Genomic DNA, 15,314 nt, shown 5'->3' with positions numbered 1-15,314 from the left:
TATTCAGAAGAGAGAAGGATTTCAATGACTGAAAAGATCTCCGAAGATCAAGTAAAACACGTTGCTGAATTAGCAAAGCTAAAAATTGCCGACGATCAACTGCCATATTTCACCACTCAATTAGACCAAATCATTGGGTTGTTTGAAACACTGAGCGAAGTTGACACTGACGGCGTTGAACCTACCAGTAGTGTGACTGATCAAATTAACGTGATGCGAGACGATATTGCCGAAGATTGGCACCAACGTCAAGCATTGCTTGATAACGCACCAGACACGGCCGATGGCTACATCAGAGTGCCAACCATTATTGATGAAAGCGGGGATAACGAATAATGAATTATTTCGATCAATCACTTTCCAGCATTCACAAACAACTGGTCAACAAAGAAATCTCTGCGAAGGATTTGACCCAGCAAACTTTGGATAACATTAAATCCGTTGATAATGACATCAACGCTTTTATTACTGTCAACGATGAAGGGGCTTTGAAGAAAGCTGCCGACGTTGATGCTAAGGGCATTGACGCTGATAACCTTTTGTCCGGAATGCCAATTGCCATTAAGGACAATATGGTGACCAAAGGCTTGACCACAACCGCAGCGTCGAAAATTCTGGAAAACTTCAAGCCGATTTATGATGCTACCGCTGTTGACAAGTTGAACAAACTTGGCACCATTACAGTTGGTAAGACCAACATGGATGAATTCGCCATGGGCGGGTCAACTGAAAACTCTGCATTTAAGATTACTCATAACCCTTGGGACACAACCAAAGTTCCTGGTGGTTCGTCAGGTGGTTCAGCTGCTGCTGTTGCTGCCGGTGAAGTCATTGCCGCTTTGGGGTCAGATACTGGGGGTTCTATTCGTCAGCCAGCATCATTTAATGGTGTGGTCGGCATGAAGCCGACTTATGGCCGAGTTTCACGATGGGGACTGATTGCTTTTGGTTCCAGTTTGGATCAAATTGGGCCAATCACTCGTAACGTCAGTGACAATGCAACGATTATGAACGCCATTGCCGGCCACGACGAGCATGACTTGACTTCTTCGACTAAAGAAGTTCCCGACTTCACCAGCACATTGAACAAAGGTGTTAAGGGCATGAAAATTGGAATTCCTACTGAATTTATGGCCCAGGGACTGGATGACGACATCAAGCAAACCGTCTTAGATACTGCGGAAACCTTCAAAAAGTTGGGGGCAACCGTTGAAGAAGTTTCACTTCCACATACCAAGTACGGTGTGGCGGCTTATTACATCATTTCCTCATCCGAAGCTTCTTCCAACCTGCAGCGTTTTGACGGCATTCGTTATGGCCGCCGGGCAAAAGATGTCAAAGACTTGGAAGACTTGTACGTTAAATCCCGTTCAGAAGGTTTTGGCGACGAAGTTAAGCGTCGAATCATGCTGGGAACATTCTCACTTTCAGCTGGTTTTTATGACGCCTACTTCAAAAAAGCCGCTCAAGTTCGGACGTTGATGATTAATGACTTTACCAATGTCTTCAAAGACTATGACTTGATTTTGGCACCTACTGCACCGACGCCTGCATACGGAATCGGCGAGGATGTCTCAGATCCGATGACCATGTATATGAACGATGTGTTGACCCTGCCGGTTAACTTGGCTGGCTTGCCAGGAATGTCAATTCCTGCCGGGTTCTCCAAGGGCTTACCAGTGGGTGTGCAATTGATTGGTCGCCCATATGACGAATTGACCGTTTACCAAGCAGGTAGTGCATTTGAACAAGAAACTGATTTTGCAAAACAAACACCAAAGATGGGAGGTAACAACTAATGAATTTTGAAACGACAATCGGACTGGAAGTCCACGTTGAATTAAAAACCAATTCCAAAATTTTTAGTCCATCTCCTGTAGAATTTGGTGATGAACCCAACTCCAATACCAACGTCATTGACTGGGGATATCCTGGTGTTTTACCAACCACCAATAAAGGAGTTGTCCATGACGGCATCATGGCTGGTTTGGCACTTCACGCCCAAATTGAACGCCACCCACACTTTGACCGGAAGAACTACTTCTATCCCGATAATCCTAAAGCTTACCAGATCACTCAATCAGAAACCCCAATTGCCCATGATGGCTGGGTTGAAATTGATGTTGACGGTAAGAAAAAGAAGATCGGAATTGCTGAAATGCATATCGAAGAGGATGCTGGTAAGAACTCGCATGCTTCCGAATATTCTTACGTTGATTTGAACCGTCAGGGAACGCCACTGATTGAAATTGTTTCCAAACCCGACATTTCTTCTCCAGATGAAGCATATGCCTACTTGGAACAATTACGTCAGGTTATCCAGTTCACGGGTGTATCCGACGTTAAGATGGAAGAAGGTTCCATGCGTGTCGATGTTAACATTTCTGTTCGCCCCGTTGGCCAGCAGGAATATGGGACCAAGACTGAATTGAAGAATTTGAACTCCTTCACGTATGTTAAAAAAGGTTTGGCATTTGAGGAAGCTCGTCATCAACGTGTTTTGATGTCGGGCGGCAAAATTGCCCAGGAAACCCGTCGTTTTGACGAGTCAACCGGCCAAACCATCTTAATGCGGACTAAGGAAGGCTCCGATGATTACCGTTACTTCCCAGAACCTGATCTACCAGTTTTGAATATTTCCCAGGACTGGATTGACGAGATTCAATCAGAACTGCCTGAGCCGCCTGCAAAACGTCGTGAGCGTTACGTCAATGAACTTGGGATTACAGATTACGATGCAATGGTCATTACCCAGACCAAGGAAATGTCTGATTTCTTTGATAAGATGATTGCTGCCGGTGCCGACGCCAAATTGGCTGCCAACTACCTGCAAGGTGACGTTAATGCTTATATGAATGATAATCAGGTTGAACTACAAGATACCAAGATTACCCCTGAGCATTTGGCCACCATGATCAAACTAATTTCTGACGGCACGATTTCATCAAAGATGGCTAAGAAAGTCTTTAAAGCCATCACCAATGGTGAAGAGCCCAAGAAATTCGTTGAAGACAAGGGCATGGTTCAGTTGTCAGACCCAGCCAAGCTTCAGCCAATTGTTGATGAAGTCGTAGCGGCTAACCCACAATCTGTTGAAGATTTCCATAATGGTAAGGATCGGGCCATCGGTTTCTTGGTTGGTCAAATTATGAAACAAACCCACGGGAAAGCTAACCCGCAAGTAATCAACAAAATGCTAAAGGATTCAATGAGTAAATAGAAAGTCAGGATGGATATGCGAAAACGGGCCCGGGTTATTTATAATCCTACTTCGGGAAGGGAACTTCTCAAGCAAAAGTTAGTCGACATTTTGAATATTTTTGAGCAAGCTGGTTATGAAACCAGCGCTTATGCGACAACCCCCGCCAAGGATTCTGCTAAAAACGAGGCTCGCCGTGCTGCCAAGGACGGCTTTGAACTCGTGGTAGCTGCAGGTGGGGATGGTACCATTAACGAGGTGGTTAACGGCATCGCGCCACTGAAGAAGCGTCCCAAGATGGCGATTATTCCTGCTGGAACGACTAACGATTACGCAAGAGCGCTGCACATTCCCAGAGAAGATCCCGTCGAGGCTGCCAAGGTAGTCTTGAAGGACCAAACCCTGCGGATAGATATCGGTAAAGCAGGTGAAAATTACTTTATCAATATTGCTGCTGGTGGATTGCTAACCGAACTGACTTACGATGTTCCCTCAGACTTGAAAACCTTCTTTGGTTACTTGGCCTATTTGGTTCGTGGAGCTGAACTGTTGCCACGCATTAAGCCGATTGAGATGGATCTGAAGTATGACGATGAAGAGTTTAAAGGTAAGGCCTCGATGTTTTTCCTGGCCCTAACAAACTCGGTTGGCGGGTTTGAGCAAATTGTTCCAGACGCTTCGTTAGATGATGGAAAATTCACTTTAATTATCGTTAAAACCAGCAACTTGGTTGAAATTCTCCATTTAGCATCAAAAGTCCTCAACGGTGGCCGGCATGTCGATGATCCACGGATTATCTATAAAAAGGTGCGTAAAGTCACTGCCAAGCCGGTTCATGATCGAATGCAGATCAATCTGGACGGTGAATATGGTGGAGATGCACCGATGACTTTCGTTGATCTCAAACAACACATTGAATTTTTTGCCAATACCGACGAAATTCCCGATGATGCGTACTCTGATGAAACCAATGAGATGCGCCGAGTTGAAAAGAACTTCGTCACAGGCGTTGACAAACTCCCTGATAAAGAATAGTTTAATAAGATGTTATAATTGCGTTACGAAGCTTTCGTTTCGCAATTTTTGTTTCTAGGAATTAAAAAGGTGAATAAATGAAAAAGATGGTACCAGTTGAAAAGAACCAGAACTACGACGTTGACATTACTGATTTAACGTATCAAGGTCTGGGAGTCGCCAAGATTGATGATTTCCCAATTTTTATTGAAAATGCTCTGCCAACCGAAAACGTGACCATGAAGGTTATTAAGGTTAAAAAGAACTTTGCCTTCGGACGGGTAGTTAAGATCAATCAAAAGAGTAAAGACCGGGTTGAATTGGTGGATAAAGCTTACACCCAAACCGGAATTGCACCGCTTCAACATCTAAAATATGATGCGCAATTAAAATTCAAGCAACATCAAATTCAAGTTGACTTTGATAAAATGAAGCTTGATGTGACTGTTAATCCCACGATCGGCATGGACGATCCAACCCACTATCGTAATAAGGCTCAAATTCCTGTCCGCTCCATTAATGGGCAGCTTCAAACCGGTTTTTATCGGAAACACTCTCATGACTTGGTGCCGATTGAAGACTTCTATATTCAAGATCCCAAGATTGATGAGGCAGTGGTGGTTGTTCGTGACATTTTGCGCAAGTTCAGAGTTCAACCCTATGATGAACAAACCAACAAGGGCGTTGTCCGCAACATCATGGTCCGCCGCGGCTACTACTCTCATGAAATGATGATCGTCTTGATTACCAGAACAGAGAAACTGCCAAGCAGTAGCGAGATTGTGGCTGAAGTTGAGCAGTCACTGCCCGAAGTGAAAAGTATCGTCCAAAATGTCAATCCTGAAAAAACGAATGCCTTGATGGGCAAGAAAAATAAAGTTTTGGCTGGTAAGAGTACCATTGAGGATACCCTGCTTGGACTGAAGTTTGATATTTCAGCCAGCTCATTTTATCAAGTCAACCCGGTGCAGACGGAAAAATTATATGATTTGGCGACCAAGAAAGCTGACTTGTCGGCTGACGATGTTGTGATCGATGCCTATTGTGGAATCGGGACAATTTCGCTTTCGATGGCCCGCGTGGCCAAGCAGGTTTATGGGGTTGAAATTGTCCCTGAAGCTGTTGAAGATGCTAAGAAGAACGCCAAGCTCAACAATTTAACCAATGTGCACTTCGTTGCCAGCAAAGCCGAGACGCAAATGGCCAAATGGCAGGAAGACGGCTTAAAGCCGGATGTCATTTCTGTTGATCCGCCGCGTAAAGGCCTTGATGCCAGTTTGATTGACAGCGTGGTGAAAATGCAGCCCAAGCGAGTGGTCTATGTGTCATGTAATCCGGCAACTTTGGCACGAGATGTTAAATTATTTACTGAGCAAGGTTATCAGGTTAATCAACCGATTCAACCCGTTGACCAATTCCCACAAACCGTGCATGTTGAATCAATTACCGTCTTGGAACGTGGTCATTAAGCGTTGAATGAGCCCATCCAACGGATATTTGTTCAATTTACAAAAACGAATTGATGATTCCATCGATTTTCATTATTGCCAGAGGTCATTCAATGTTGCAGTTAACAGAGAATGTGTGAGGGAATCAGGACAAAAGCAATCACTTTTGTCCTGATTCCCTCTTTTTTTATCAGCAAATTTAAAAAAAGCCAAAAATATTTTCCAATCCCGTTGAAATCCTATTCTAAAAGTAAATGTAGCAACCCCGGCAACAAGATACAGTGCAAATGTATAAAATTGCTATTATGTAGATAAGGTCAACCATAAAACCGGTTACAATCCCCCAGTGAGGGAATCTGACGGATTTGCTAAATGGTTGAACTGAATGCATATTTTTGTTAAGGTTTTATAAGTCGTTCAATTACTGGCTTCCACATACGTTTGTGCTTTAGGCCGGTAATTGATTTTTATTTATCCTGAATGATGTAAGGAGGAGCACATGACAGCAAAACTACAAGTGCAACATCTTACCAAAATCTTTGGCCGCAGGATTCAAAAAGCTGAAGAACTATTAAAACAAGGTAAGTCAAAAGCTGAAATTTTACAAAATGCCGGGGCAACGGTTGGTGTTAGCGATGCCAACTTTGAGGTCAATGATGGTGAAATCTTCGTGATCATGGGATTATCAGGGAGTGGTAAGTCGACCATGATTCGAATGATTAACCGCTTAATTGAGCCGACATCCGGCAAGGTAATGATCGATGGCGAGAATTTGACAGACCTAAATAAAAAAGAGCTGTTGGATGTTCGTCGCAACAAAATGAGCATGGTCTTTCAAAATTTTGCGTTATTCCCAAATCGGACAATCATTGAAAATACTGCCTACGGATTGGAAGTTAAAGGCGTCGACAAGGATGAACGCTTAAAAAAGGCCCACGATGCCTTGGAATTAGTTGGTCTTCACGGCTACGACGACCAATATCCAACCCAACTCTCTGGTGGGATGCAGCAGCGAGTTGGGTTAGCCAGAGCATTGGCAACTGATTCTGAAATTCTGTTGATGGACGAGGCCTTTTCAGCCCTTGATCCCTTGAATCGAAAAGATATGCAGGATGAATTGCTGGATCTGCAGGAGAACTTACACAAGACAATTGTTTTTATCTCTCATGATCTGAACGAAGCCCTGAGAATTGGTGACCGAATTATGATCATGAAGGACGGCGTGATTGTCCAGACCGGGACTCCAGAAGAGATTCTGACTCAGCCTGCTGACGAATACGTTGAGAAATTTATCGAAGATGTTGACCGGACCAAGGTCTTAACTGCTTCCAATGTGATGATTCGCCCAACTTTTGTCAATATCGATAAGGATGGTCCACGGATCGCAATGCGTCGGATGCGTGAGAATGAAATTTCGTCTGTTTACGTTGTCAATAGTAAGCGGGAATTCGTTGGCGTTGCGGATGCTGATCACGTGATGGGATTAATTAAACAGAAAAACCCTGATCTGATGTCAGTTGTCCAAACCGATGTCCCAACGACGCATCCAGACACACCGATTACGGAGATTATGGAAAAAATCTCGCAGACACCGATTCCATTTGCGGTGCTTGACGATCAAAAACATTTACTAGGAATCATCATTCGAGGTGCCGTTCTAGGCGCCATTTCAGGAAATGAGGTGACAGAGGATGAATAACATTCCACAATTACCAGTCTCCAGCTGGATTGATAAATTTGTCGACTGGCTTGCCGGCTTTGAAGGCTTCTTTAACGGTGTCACCAATTTTATCGGCGGCATCATTAACGGTTTCCAATGGGTCTTTGACATCCTGCCGATTTGGCTGTTCATGCTGATTGTTCTGGGGGCCACCTACTGGCTGAACCGCAACACTAAGCATTGGACATTACTGATTTTTGAAGCCATTGGTCTCCTTTACATTTGGAATCAAGGTTTCTGGCGGGATATGACCCAGACCCTCACACTGGTTCTGACATCCAGTTTGATTGCGTTGGTGATTGGAGTCCCGCTTGGAATTTGGATGGCTAAATCAAAAGTTTTTGCGGTGATCAATAAGCCAATTTTGGACTTCATGCAAACAATGCCAGCCTTTGTTTATTTGATTCCGGCAGTTGCCTTCTTTGGGATCGGTATGGTTCCAGGGGTCATTGCCTCCGTTATTTTTGCAATGCCACCGACGGTTCGAATGACCAACCTGGGAATCCGTCAAGTGCCCAATGACTTGATTGAAGCAGCGGATTCCTATGGATCTACGGGTTGGCAAAAGTTGTTTAAGGTTCAATTACCGTTAGCGAAATCAACCTTAATGGCCGGCGTTAATCAAAGTATGATGCTGTCGTTGTCAATGGTTGTGATTGCTTCGATGATTGGGGCGATGGGACTTGGAAACAAGGTCTACTTTGCCGTTGGTCGAAACGATGCTGGTGGCGGTTTTGCTGCCGGTTTGGCAATCGTTATTCTGGCAATCATCCTTGACCGGATTACCCAGGCGATTAACCGCACAAAAGTCCCTAAGTCATAGAAGGGGGTTACTATGCGAAAAAAGAACAATCGATTTCTATTAACCATTGCCTTGTTCTTCTCGATGATTCTCCTTTCGGCATGTGGTAGTAAGCCTGCTCGGTATCATGCTAACGAAAGCCTTGGCAAGCAGATCAACTACACAATTACCGGGATTGAGGCCGGTGCCGGGATCATGTCCAGTACGCAGAAGGCTATGAAGGCATATGGTTTGGACAAAGGTAAATGGCAGCTGCAGACCAGTTCCACCGCGGCAATGACCAGTACATTGGGTAAAGCCATCAAAAATCATCAGCCGATTGTCGTAACCGGCTGGACTCCGCACTGGATGTTTACCAAATACAATTTAAAATTTTTGAAAGATCCTAAGAACGTATACGGCAAAGCCGAAGACATTCACACCATCGTTCGAAAAGGATTGAAGAAGGACAAACCACAGGCGTACGAAATGCTGAACCGCTTTAATTGGCGGCCAAAACAAATGGCAGATGTGATGCTGAAAGTCAACAATGGCGAAGATCCGCATAAAGCTGCCAATGATTGGATCAAGGCTAATCAAAAGCAGGTTGATACCTGGACGAAGGGTATTGCCCACGTGCATGGTCAATCGATCAAGCTGACGTATGTCGCCTGGGATTCTGAAATTGCCTCAACCAATGTGGTGGCCAACGTATTGCGGTCATTAGGTTACAAGGTGGAAATCCAAGCAATGGAAGTCCAACCACTGTGGGCATCAATTGCTACAAATGCAGCGGATGGGATGGTAAGTGCCTGGCTGCCGACAACTCAGGGACTGTATTATAAGGACTACAAGGGCAAGTTTGACGATTTGGGTGTCAACTTGCATGGCGCCAAGGTCGGCTTGGCTGTCCCAACGTATATGAAGAATGTGAATACGATTGGAGACTTGAAGTAGAGTGCGAGTCAGCCCGGTTAGCCCCGGTGTATAAGGCCGAAGGGCGAATTGATAAGCGGGGTGTGCTTATCGATTTGCGCTTCGGCCTTATGCGTTAGGGGCTGGGCTGAGGAGCACATTTCAGAACAGAGTGCGACGAGACCCGGGTGATCCCGGAGCATAAAGTGAACCCTTCAATAAGGCGTGGTTCTGTGCCTTATTGAAGGGTTCGCTTTATGCAGTAGGGATCAGGGTCGTCGGAGCACATTTTCACTATGTAAGTAGGGACAACCAAGGCTCGGATTATCGATATCTCCACCAACCAGCTCGTTTAACATGCACAAGCAACCATGGATGTTTTCAACAACAGAAAGTAAAACTAATCAATATTCCCACCTCCCAAAAGCCACCGCCCCTCAAGGACGATGGCTTTTATCAACCCACTAAAAGCTCACAAGTTCACATAACAGAACAAAATTTCAACAAACATCTTTACATATGTTCTAAATTCCTGTAAACTATCCTTGTAAAGAAATGAAAGGGGTTACATGACCATGACAAAAGAAATTACGACTGCTCAACTCGCAAAGTATTTGGACCACACAAACTTAAAACCAGAGGCAACTGAGGCCAGCATTCGCCAAACTTGTGAAGAAGCAATCAAGTATAATACGGCTTCTGTTTGTATCAATTCACACTGGATTCCACTTGCCGCCGAGCTTTTAAAGGACACAACTGTTAACCCAATTACGGTTGTCGGCTTCCCACTCGGGGCAACCAACACTGAAACCAAAGTTTACGAAGCCATTACGGCGATTGATGACGGTGCCGAAGAAATTGACATGGTTTTAAATGTCGGTGAACTGATCGGCGGCAATCTCGATTACGTCACTGCCGATATTCAAGCCGTTGCTGAAGCGGTTCACGCCAAGCACAAAATGCTCAAAGTCATTTTTGAAACATCATTATTGAACGACGAGCAAATTGTCAACGCCTGCCACGCTTCTGAAGCTGCCGGTGCTGATTACGTGAAGACATCGACCGGCTTTAGCTCGGAAGGGGCAACCCTTCATAACGTTGCCTTAATGAGAAAGACTGTCGGCAACAAGTTGGGCGTTAAGGCTTCCGGTGGAATTCATTCTCGAGAAGAAGCTTTGGCAATGATCGAAGCTGGTGCCAGCCGGTTAGGTGTCAGCGCAACCGTCAAGATTTTATCTTAAGCAGCTGGTTGTAGGGGAGGAATTTAGATGACAGTTAAGAAATATAAACGCATTTTTGGCATCGTAATGGACTCAGTTGGAACAGGCGAAGCACCAGATGCTGCTAAATTCGGCGATGTCGGTTCAGACACTTTGGGACACGTTGGCGAGGCTTATGAGGGAAAGCTGCAGATTCCCAATTTACAAAAACTTGGCATTTCCAATTTGCGCCAAACGGCAATTGAAGGCGTCGACAAAGTGACTTCACCAATCGGCTACTATGGTAAGATGCAAGAAATTTCCGCCGGCAAAGACAGTATGGACGGCCACTGGGAAATGATGGGGTTGCCGGTTGAAAAGCCCTTGAGCACCTTTCCAAATGGGTTCCCGGAAGAGATTCTCAAAAACTTGGCAGATTTTTCAGGCCGTAAAATTATTGGTAACCGGCCCGAATCCGGCACCAAGATTATTGCGGAACTCGGGGAGCAACAGATGAAGACTGGGGATCTGATTGTTTACACGTCCGGTGACTCAGTTCTCCAAATTGCCGCCCACGAAGACGTCATCCCGCTTGAAGAACTCTATAAAATTTGCGAGTATGCCAGAACGTTGGTCAACGGTCCCGAATACACGGTTGGCCGGATCATTGCACGCCCATACGTTGGTCCGGATAAGGATCATTTCACTCGGACTGCCAACCGGCACGACTTCACGTTGGAGCCGACTGGCACGACTGATTTGGACGACCTGCAGAAGGCGGGGGTCCACACCGTTGGGATCGGTAAAATCAACGATATTTTCTCAGGCCACGGAATTGATGAAGGCTACCATAATGAAAGTAATATGGACGGCATGGATCACGTTGACCACGTGATGGCAGAAGACTTTACCGGCTTTTGCTTCACCAACTTGGTCGACTTTGACGCAATGTACGGCCACCGCCGTAATCCCATTGGCTTTGGCCAAGCCTTAATGGATTTTGACAAACGTTTGGGAACGGTGCTGAAGAATTTGAAGGACGACGACCTGCTGCTGATCACGGCCGATCACGGCAACGATCCAGGTTTTAAAGGCACCGATCATACCCGCGAACTGGTGCCATTGCTGGCCTATTCACCTTCAATGCAACATGCCGATAGCTTAGGCATCCGTAAAACCTTTGCCGATTTTGGCGCAACCGTGCTGGATAACTTTAACGTTGCCGGCAATGGGGTTGGCGATAGTTTTCTGGCTGATTTGAAATAAACGGAGGCAATCATATGAGTACACATATTGGCGCAAAGCCCGGCGAAATCGCCGACACAGTTTTAATGCCTGGAGATCCACTGCGGGCAAAGTTCATTGCTGAAACTTATCTGGACAATCCTGTCCGCTACAGTGAAGTCCGAAACATGTTCGGGTATACTGGAACTTATAAGGGTCACCGAATTTCGGTTCAGGGATCTGGGATGGGGATTCCATCCTTGGCTATTTATACGACTGAACTCATTAAAGAATATGGGGTTAAGACCATTTATCGGGTTGGGTCATGTGGTGGGATGAGTCCAGACGTGAAGATCCGTGACGTCATTTTGGGCCAATCCGGGACCACCGATTCATCGATCATTCAAAACACCTTTGGCCCAGGAATGTACTACTCGCCAATTGCTGATTTTGGCCTGCTGGATTCCGCTTACCATACCGCGCAACAAATGGGAATTAACACCAAGGTGGGCAACATTTTTGCCGCTGATCGTTTCTACAACGATGAGTTGGATATCCACAAATTAATTGATTATGGCGTTTTGGCAACTGAAATGGAAACCTCCGGGCTATATTTGCTGGCTGCCAAACATCACATTCGCGCACTGACCATTCTGACGGTCAGTGATCATTTGCTGACCGGCGAAGCCCTCCCCGCCAAGGAACGGGAAACGTCATTTGATGAAATGGCCAGATTATCACTGGAAACCGCCATTAAAAATATGTCATAAAGAGAAATTGGAGCGATCACATGGATGAAATTAAGGACATCACCAAACTCAAACAAAGCTTGCGCGTGGCCGAATTATACTTTCAGGATAATTTGAGTCAAATCGAAATTGCCGCTCGATTGGGGGTCTCCCGCCCGACGGTGTCACGATTGCTGCAATATGCCAAGGATAACGGTTTGGTGAAGATCCAGATTGTCAATCCCTTGGTTGATTCGCAGGTGTTGTCCAAACAGTTGAGTGATAAGTACGGAATTGAATTCCATGTGGTGCCAAACAATTACGGCGGGACCGTCAGTATTCAAGACGGTGTTGGCCGCTATACCGCCGACTTTTTGTCTGCCAACGTTCAAGCTGGTGACATCATCGGGATTGGCTGGGGGGAAACCATTCATTCGGTTACCAAGCAACTCGAAGAGCAGGATATTGCCGGCGTTCAGGTGGTTCAACTCAAAGGTAGTATCAGTCATTCCCAGGAAAAAACCTGGGCCTATGAGTCTGTCAATGAATTGGCAAAAGCCTATCATACCCATCCCGAGTATCTGCCGCTGCCGGTGATATTTGATAACCAAGTCACCAAGGAAATGGTTGAAACCGACCGGCATATCAAACACATTCTTGATCTTGGGCGCCGAGCCAACGTTGCCTTGTTTACTGTCGGGACTGTTCGATCAGAGGCATTGATTTTCCAACTTGGGTATTTCAATGATCAGGAAAAAGCTGAAATTCAGCGACTGGCTGTCGGCGATATTTTTTCACGCTTTGTTGATGAAAATGGCCAAATTGTCTCAAAAGAAATCAACGATCGGACCATCGGCATTCAGCTGGATGATTTAAAAGATAAGCCGCACGCAATCTTGGTCGCCAGCGGCAATCGAAAGGCGGCAGCAGTCCATGCGGCAATCAATGCGCACTACACCAATTGCGCAATTCTGGATCAAAGTTTGGCACAACTCTTACTAGATTATTAACGGCAACGCCCAATCCATATTCGAACCAATCAGGGTTGGGCGTTTGTTCAACGCTCAAATGAAAACGCTTTATTTTAAATGAAAAATCAAAGGAGAATCCACAATGAGAATGGTAGACGTAATTCACACCAAACGAGCTGGTAAACAGCTGACAGATGAGCAGATTCAATTTTTTGTCGATGGGGTGGTTTCGGGCGACATTCCGGATTATCAAATTAGTGCCTTATTGATGGCAATCTTCTTCCAAGGGATGACCAGCGAGGAACAAGCCAAATTGACTATGACGATGATGAAATCCGGTGACCATTTGGACTTGAGCCAAATTCCCGGCGTGAAAGTCGATAAGCATTCCACGGGAGGGGTTGGCGACAAGACGAGTATTCCATTGGCAGCCGTGGTAGCCGCTCTTGGAATTCCGGTACCGATGATTTCCGGCCGGGGGCTTGGACATACCGGCGGAACATTGGACAAGCTGGAAGCAATCCCAGGGTATCAGGTTGAAATTAGCGAGGATGACTTTATTGCCCAACTTAAAAAAGACCAACTGGCAATTATTGGCGCAACTGGGAATATTGCCCCGGCAGACAAAAAGATTTATGCCTTGCGGGATGTCACCGATACGGTCGACTCTATTCCATTGATTGCCAGTTCAATTATGAGTAAGAAGATTGCTTCGGGGGCAGACGCGCTGGTCATTGATGTGAAAACCGGTGCGGGAGCTTTCATGAAGACCCTGGACGATTCAAGAGCGCTGGCTAAAGCCTTGGTTGAGATTGGCAAAGGTGTCGGCATGCAGTGTATGGCGCTGATTACCGACATGAATCAGCCGCTGGGTGATGCAGTTGGTAACGCGCTGGAAATCCAAGAATCAATTGATTTGCTAAAGGGCAATGGGCCGGCAGATTTGGAAAAATTGATCGTCGTGATTGGCGGCTACATGGCAGTTATGGGTGGCCAAGCGGAAACGACTGAAGAAGGCCAGCAAAAATGTACCGCAGTGATCCATAACGGTCAGGCGTTGGAGCGACTCCGCGCAATGATCGCGGATCAGGGCGGCGATCCGGCAGTCATTGACGATCCAGAACATGTCTTACCGCAAGCTCAATTCAAGATTGACCTGCCCGCACCAAGCAGCGGCGTCGTTTCCAAAATTGTGGCTGATGAGATAGGGATTGCCAGCATGCTCTTGGGCGGTGGCCGGCAGAAGGCCGATGACCAGCTGGACTACGCGGTTGGCATTATGCTGCATAAGAAGATTGGCGACCAGGTCAAAGCCGGGGAGTCACTGCTGACAATATATAGCAATCGTGACGATGTCGATGACATTAAGAAGCGGTTGTATGACAATATTGAAATCTCTGAGTCCGCCAACAAACCAACGTTGGTTTATGAAACAGTTGAATAAAAACAGAGTGTGAAAGAGGACGTTTAGCAATCGAAATTTAAGCCACTCCAGACGGAAACCGAGTCAGGTTTTCGGCTGGAGTGGCTTAAATTTCAATTGCTGTCCTCTTTCACACGTTTAATCCAAATAACAGTAAAACACCAGGAAACCGAGTTAGGTTTTCGGCTGGAGCGCCTTAAATTTCGATTGCTGTCCTCTTTCACAGGTTTAATCTAAATAAAAGTAAGACACCAGGAAACCGAGTTAGGTTTTCGGGTGGAGCGCCTTAAAATTCAGTTGCTGTCCTCTTTCACAGGTTTAATCCAAATAAAAGTAAGACACCAGGAAACCGAGTCAGGTTTTCGGCTGGAGCGGCTTAAATTTCGATTGCTGTCCTCTTTCACAGGTTTAATCCAAATAAAAGAAAGACACCAGGAAACCGAGTCAGATTTTCGGCTGGAGCGCCTTAAATTTAGTTGCTGTCCTCTTTCCCACGTTTTAACTAGATAACAGTGGAATTCACAAAAGTCGCACATAAGCGAGGCCGAGATATAACCGATAATGAGTTATGTCTCGGCCTTTTTGTTAGGCCAACCCGCAAGTTCAAAAGAAAGACGTCTGCCATTTCCGGACGACTAGTCACAGAAGGCCTTTTGTGGTAAACTTCAGAAACGCAACACGTTGTATTGAAA

13 protein-coding genes are annotated in these 15,314 nt (G+C 45.7%); all 13 read left to right on the top strand.

Annotated elements, in window-relative coordinates:
* Positions 1-24 precede the first annotated feature (24 nt).
* The 13 genes from gatC to KE627_RS02450 all read left to right on the top strand — a co-directional run bounded on the left by gatC (position 25) and on the right by KE627_RS02450 (position 14,643).
* Positions 25-336: an Asp-tRNA(Asn)/Glu-tRNA(Gln) amidotransferase subunit GatC gene (gatC, locus tag KE627_RS02510; RefSeq protein WP_013728464.1), complete on the top strand. Its 312-nt coding sequence runs from the start codon at positions 25-27 to the stop codon at positions 334-336.
* A complete protein-coding gene (gene gatA / locus KE627_RS02505; RefSeq protein ID WP_056938928.1) occupies positions 336-1,799 on the top strand; it encodes an Asp-tRNA(Asn)/Glu-tRNA(Gln) amidotransferase subunit GatA in 1,464 nt (487 codons plus the stop codon). The genes gatC and gatA overlap by 1 nt, the downstream gene beginning before the upstream one ends.
* Complete coding sequence (gatB, locus tag KE627_RS02500; RefSeq protein WP_013728462.1) at positions 1,799-3,220, top strand: Asp-tRNA(Asn)/Glu-tRNA(Gln) amidotransferase subunit GatB; 1,422 nt, start codon at positions 1,799-1,801, stop codon at positions 3,218-3,220. The genes gatA and gatB overlap by 1 nt, the downstream gene beginning before the upstream one ends.
* Before the next feature lie 15 nt (positions 3,221-3,235).
* Positions 3,236-4,234: a diacylglycerol kinase gene (locus KE627_RS02495; protein WP_056938938.1), complete on the top strand. Its 999-nt coding sequence runs from the start codon at positions 3,236-3,238 to the stop codon at positions 4,232-4,234.
* Between the two features lie 77 nt (positions 4,235-4,311).
* Positions 4,312-5,682, top strand: a complete 1,371-nt coding sequence (gene rlmD / locus KE627_RS02490) for a 23S rRNA (uracil(1939)-C(5))-methyltransferase RlmD (protein WP_013728460.1) — start codon at positions 4,312-4,314, stop codon at positions 5,680-5,682.
* A gap of 478 nt (positions 5,683-6,160) precedes the next feature.
* Positions 6,161-7,360 carry a quaternary amine ABC transporter ATP-binding protein gene (locus KE627_RS02485; protein ID WP_013728459.1) on the top strand — a complete coding sequence of 400 codons (1,200 nt, stop codon included), beginning with the start codon at positions 6,161-6,163 and terminating at the stop codon, positions 7,358-7,360.
* Positions 7,353-8,204 carry an ABC transporter permease gene (locus KE627_RS02480; protein WP_013728458.1) on the top strand — a complete coding sequence of 284 codons (852 nt, stop codon included), beginning with the start codon at positions 7,353-7,355 and terminating at the stop codon, positions 8,202-8,204. The genes KE627_RS02485 and KE627_RS02480 overlap by 8 nt, the downstream gene beginning before the upstream one ends.
* 12 nt (positions 8,205-8,216) lie before the next feature.
* Complete coding sequence (locus KE627_RS02475) at positions 8,217-9,119, top strand: glycine betaine ABC transporter substrate-binding protein (protein ID WP_013728457.1); 903 nt, start codon at positions 8,217-8,219, stop codon at positions 9,117-9,119.
* Between the two features lie 527 nt (positions 9,120-9,646).
* Complete coding sequence (gene deoC, locus KE627_RS02470) at positions 9,647-10,318, top strand: deoxyribose-phosphate aldolase (protein ID WP_013728456.1); 672 nt, start codon at positions 9,647-9,649, stop codon at positions 10,316-10,318.
* Positions 10,319-10,345: 27 nt separating this feature from the next.
* A complete protein-coding gene (locus KE627_RS02465) occupies positions 10,346-11,542 on the top strand; it encodes a phosphopentomutase (protein WP_013728455.1) in 1,197 nt (398 codons plus the stop codon).
* 14 nt (positions 11,543-11,556) lie between these two features.
* Positions 11,557-12,270 (top strand): purine-nucleoside phosphorylase, encoded by a 714-nt coding sequence (gene deoD / locus KE627_RS02460; RefSeq protein WP_056938927.1) that lies wholly within the window; start codon positions 11,557-11,559, stop codon positions 12,268-12,270.
* A gap of 20 nt (positions 12,271-12,290) precedes the next feature.
* Positions 12,291-13,238: a sugar-binding transcriptional regulator gene (locus tag KE627_RS02455; RefSeq protein ID WP_013728453.1), complete on the top strand. Its 948-nt coding sequence runs from the start codon at positions 12,291-12,293 to the stop codon at positions 13,236-13,238.
* Between the two features lie 103 nt (positions 13,239-13,341).
* Positions 13,342-14,643: a pyrimidine-nucleoside phosphorylase gene (locus KE627_RS02450; RefSeq protein ID WP_013728452.1), complete on the top strand. Its 1,302-nt coding sequence runs from the start codon at positions 13,342-13,344 to the stop codon at positions 14,641-14,643.
* Positions 14,644-15,314: the final 671 nt, after the last annotated feature.

The organism is Lentilactobacillus buchneri (assembly GCF_018314255.1).
Taxonomy (GTDB): Bacteria; Bacillota; Bacilli; order Lactobacillales; family Lactobacillaceae; genus Lentilactobacillus; species Lentilactobacillus buchneri.
This window is presented reverse-complemented; position numbering and strand designations above follow the sequence as displayed.

Excerpts from the sequence above, each read along its gene's own strand:
- gatC (WP_013728464.1), top strand. The coding sequence starts at position 25 with ATGACTGAAAAGATCTCCGAAGATCAAGTAAAACACGTTGCTGAATTA.
- gatA (WP_056938928.1), top strand. The coding sequence starts at position 336 with ATGAATTATTTCGATCAATCACTTTCCAGCATTCACAAACAACTGGTC.
- gatB (WP_013728462.1), top strand. The coding sequence starts at position 1,799 with ATGAATTTTGAAACGACAATCGGACTGGAAGTCCACGTTGAATTAAAA.
- KE627_RS02495 (WP_056938938.1), top strand. The coding sequence starts at position 3,236 with ATGCGAAAACGGGCCCGGGTTATTTATAATCCTACTTCGGGAAGGGAA.
- rlmD (WP_013728460.1), top strand. The coding sequence starts at position 4,312 with ATGAAAAAGATGGTACCAGTTGAAAAGAACCAGAACTACGACGTTGAC.
- KE627_RS02485 (WP_013728459.1), top strand. The coding sequence starts at position 6,161 with ATGACAGCAAAACTACAAGTGCAACATCTTACCAAAATCTTTGGCCGC.
- KE627_RS02480 (WP_013728458.1), top strand. The coding sequence starts at position 7,353 with ATGAATAACATTCCACAATTACCAGTCTCCAGCTGGATTGATAAATTT.
- KE627_RS02475 (WP_013728457.1), top strand. The coding sequence starts at position 8,217 with ATGCGAAAAAAGAACAATCGATTTCTATTAACCATTGCCTTGTTCTTC.
- deoC (WP_013728456.1), top strand. The coding sequence starts at position 9,647 with ATGACCATGACAAAAGAAATTACGACTGCTCAACTCGCAAAGTATTTG.
- KE627_RS02465 (WP_013728455.1), top strand. The coding sequence starts at position 10,346 with ATGACAGTTAAGAAATATAAACGCATTTTTGGCATCGTAATGGACTCA.
- deoD (WP_056938927.1), top strand. The coding sequence starts at position 11,557 with ATGAGTACACATATTGGCGCAAAGCCCGGCGAAATCGCCGACACAGTT.
- KE627_RS02455 (WP_013728453.1), top strand. The coding sequence starts at position 12,291 with ATGGATGAAATTAAGGACATCACCAAACTCAAACAAAGCTTGCGCGTG.
- KE627_RS02450 (WP_013728452.1), top strand. The coding sequence starts at position 13,342 with ATGAGAATGGTAGACGTAATTCACACCAAACGAGCTGGTAAACAGCTG.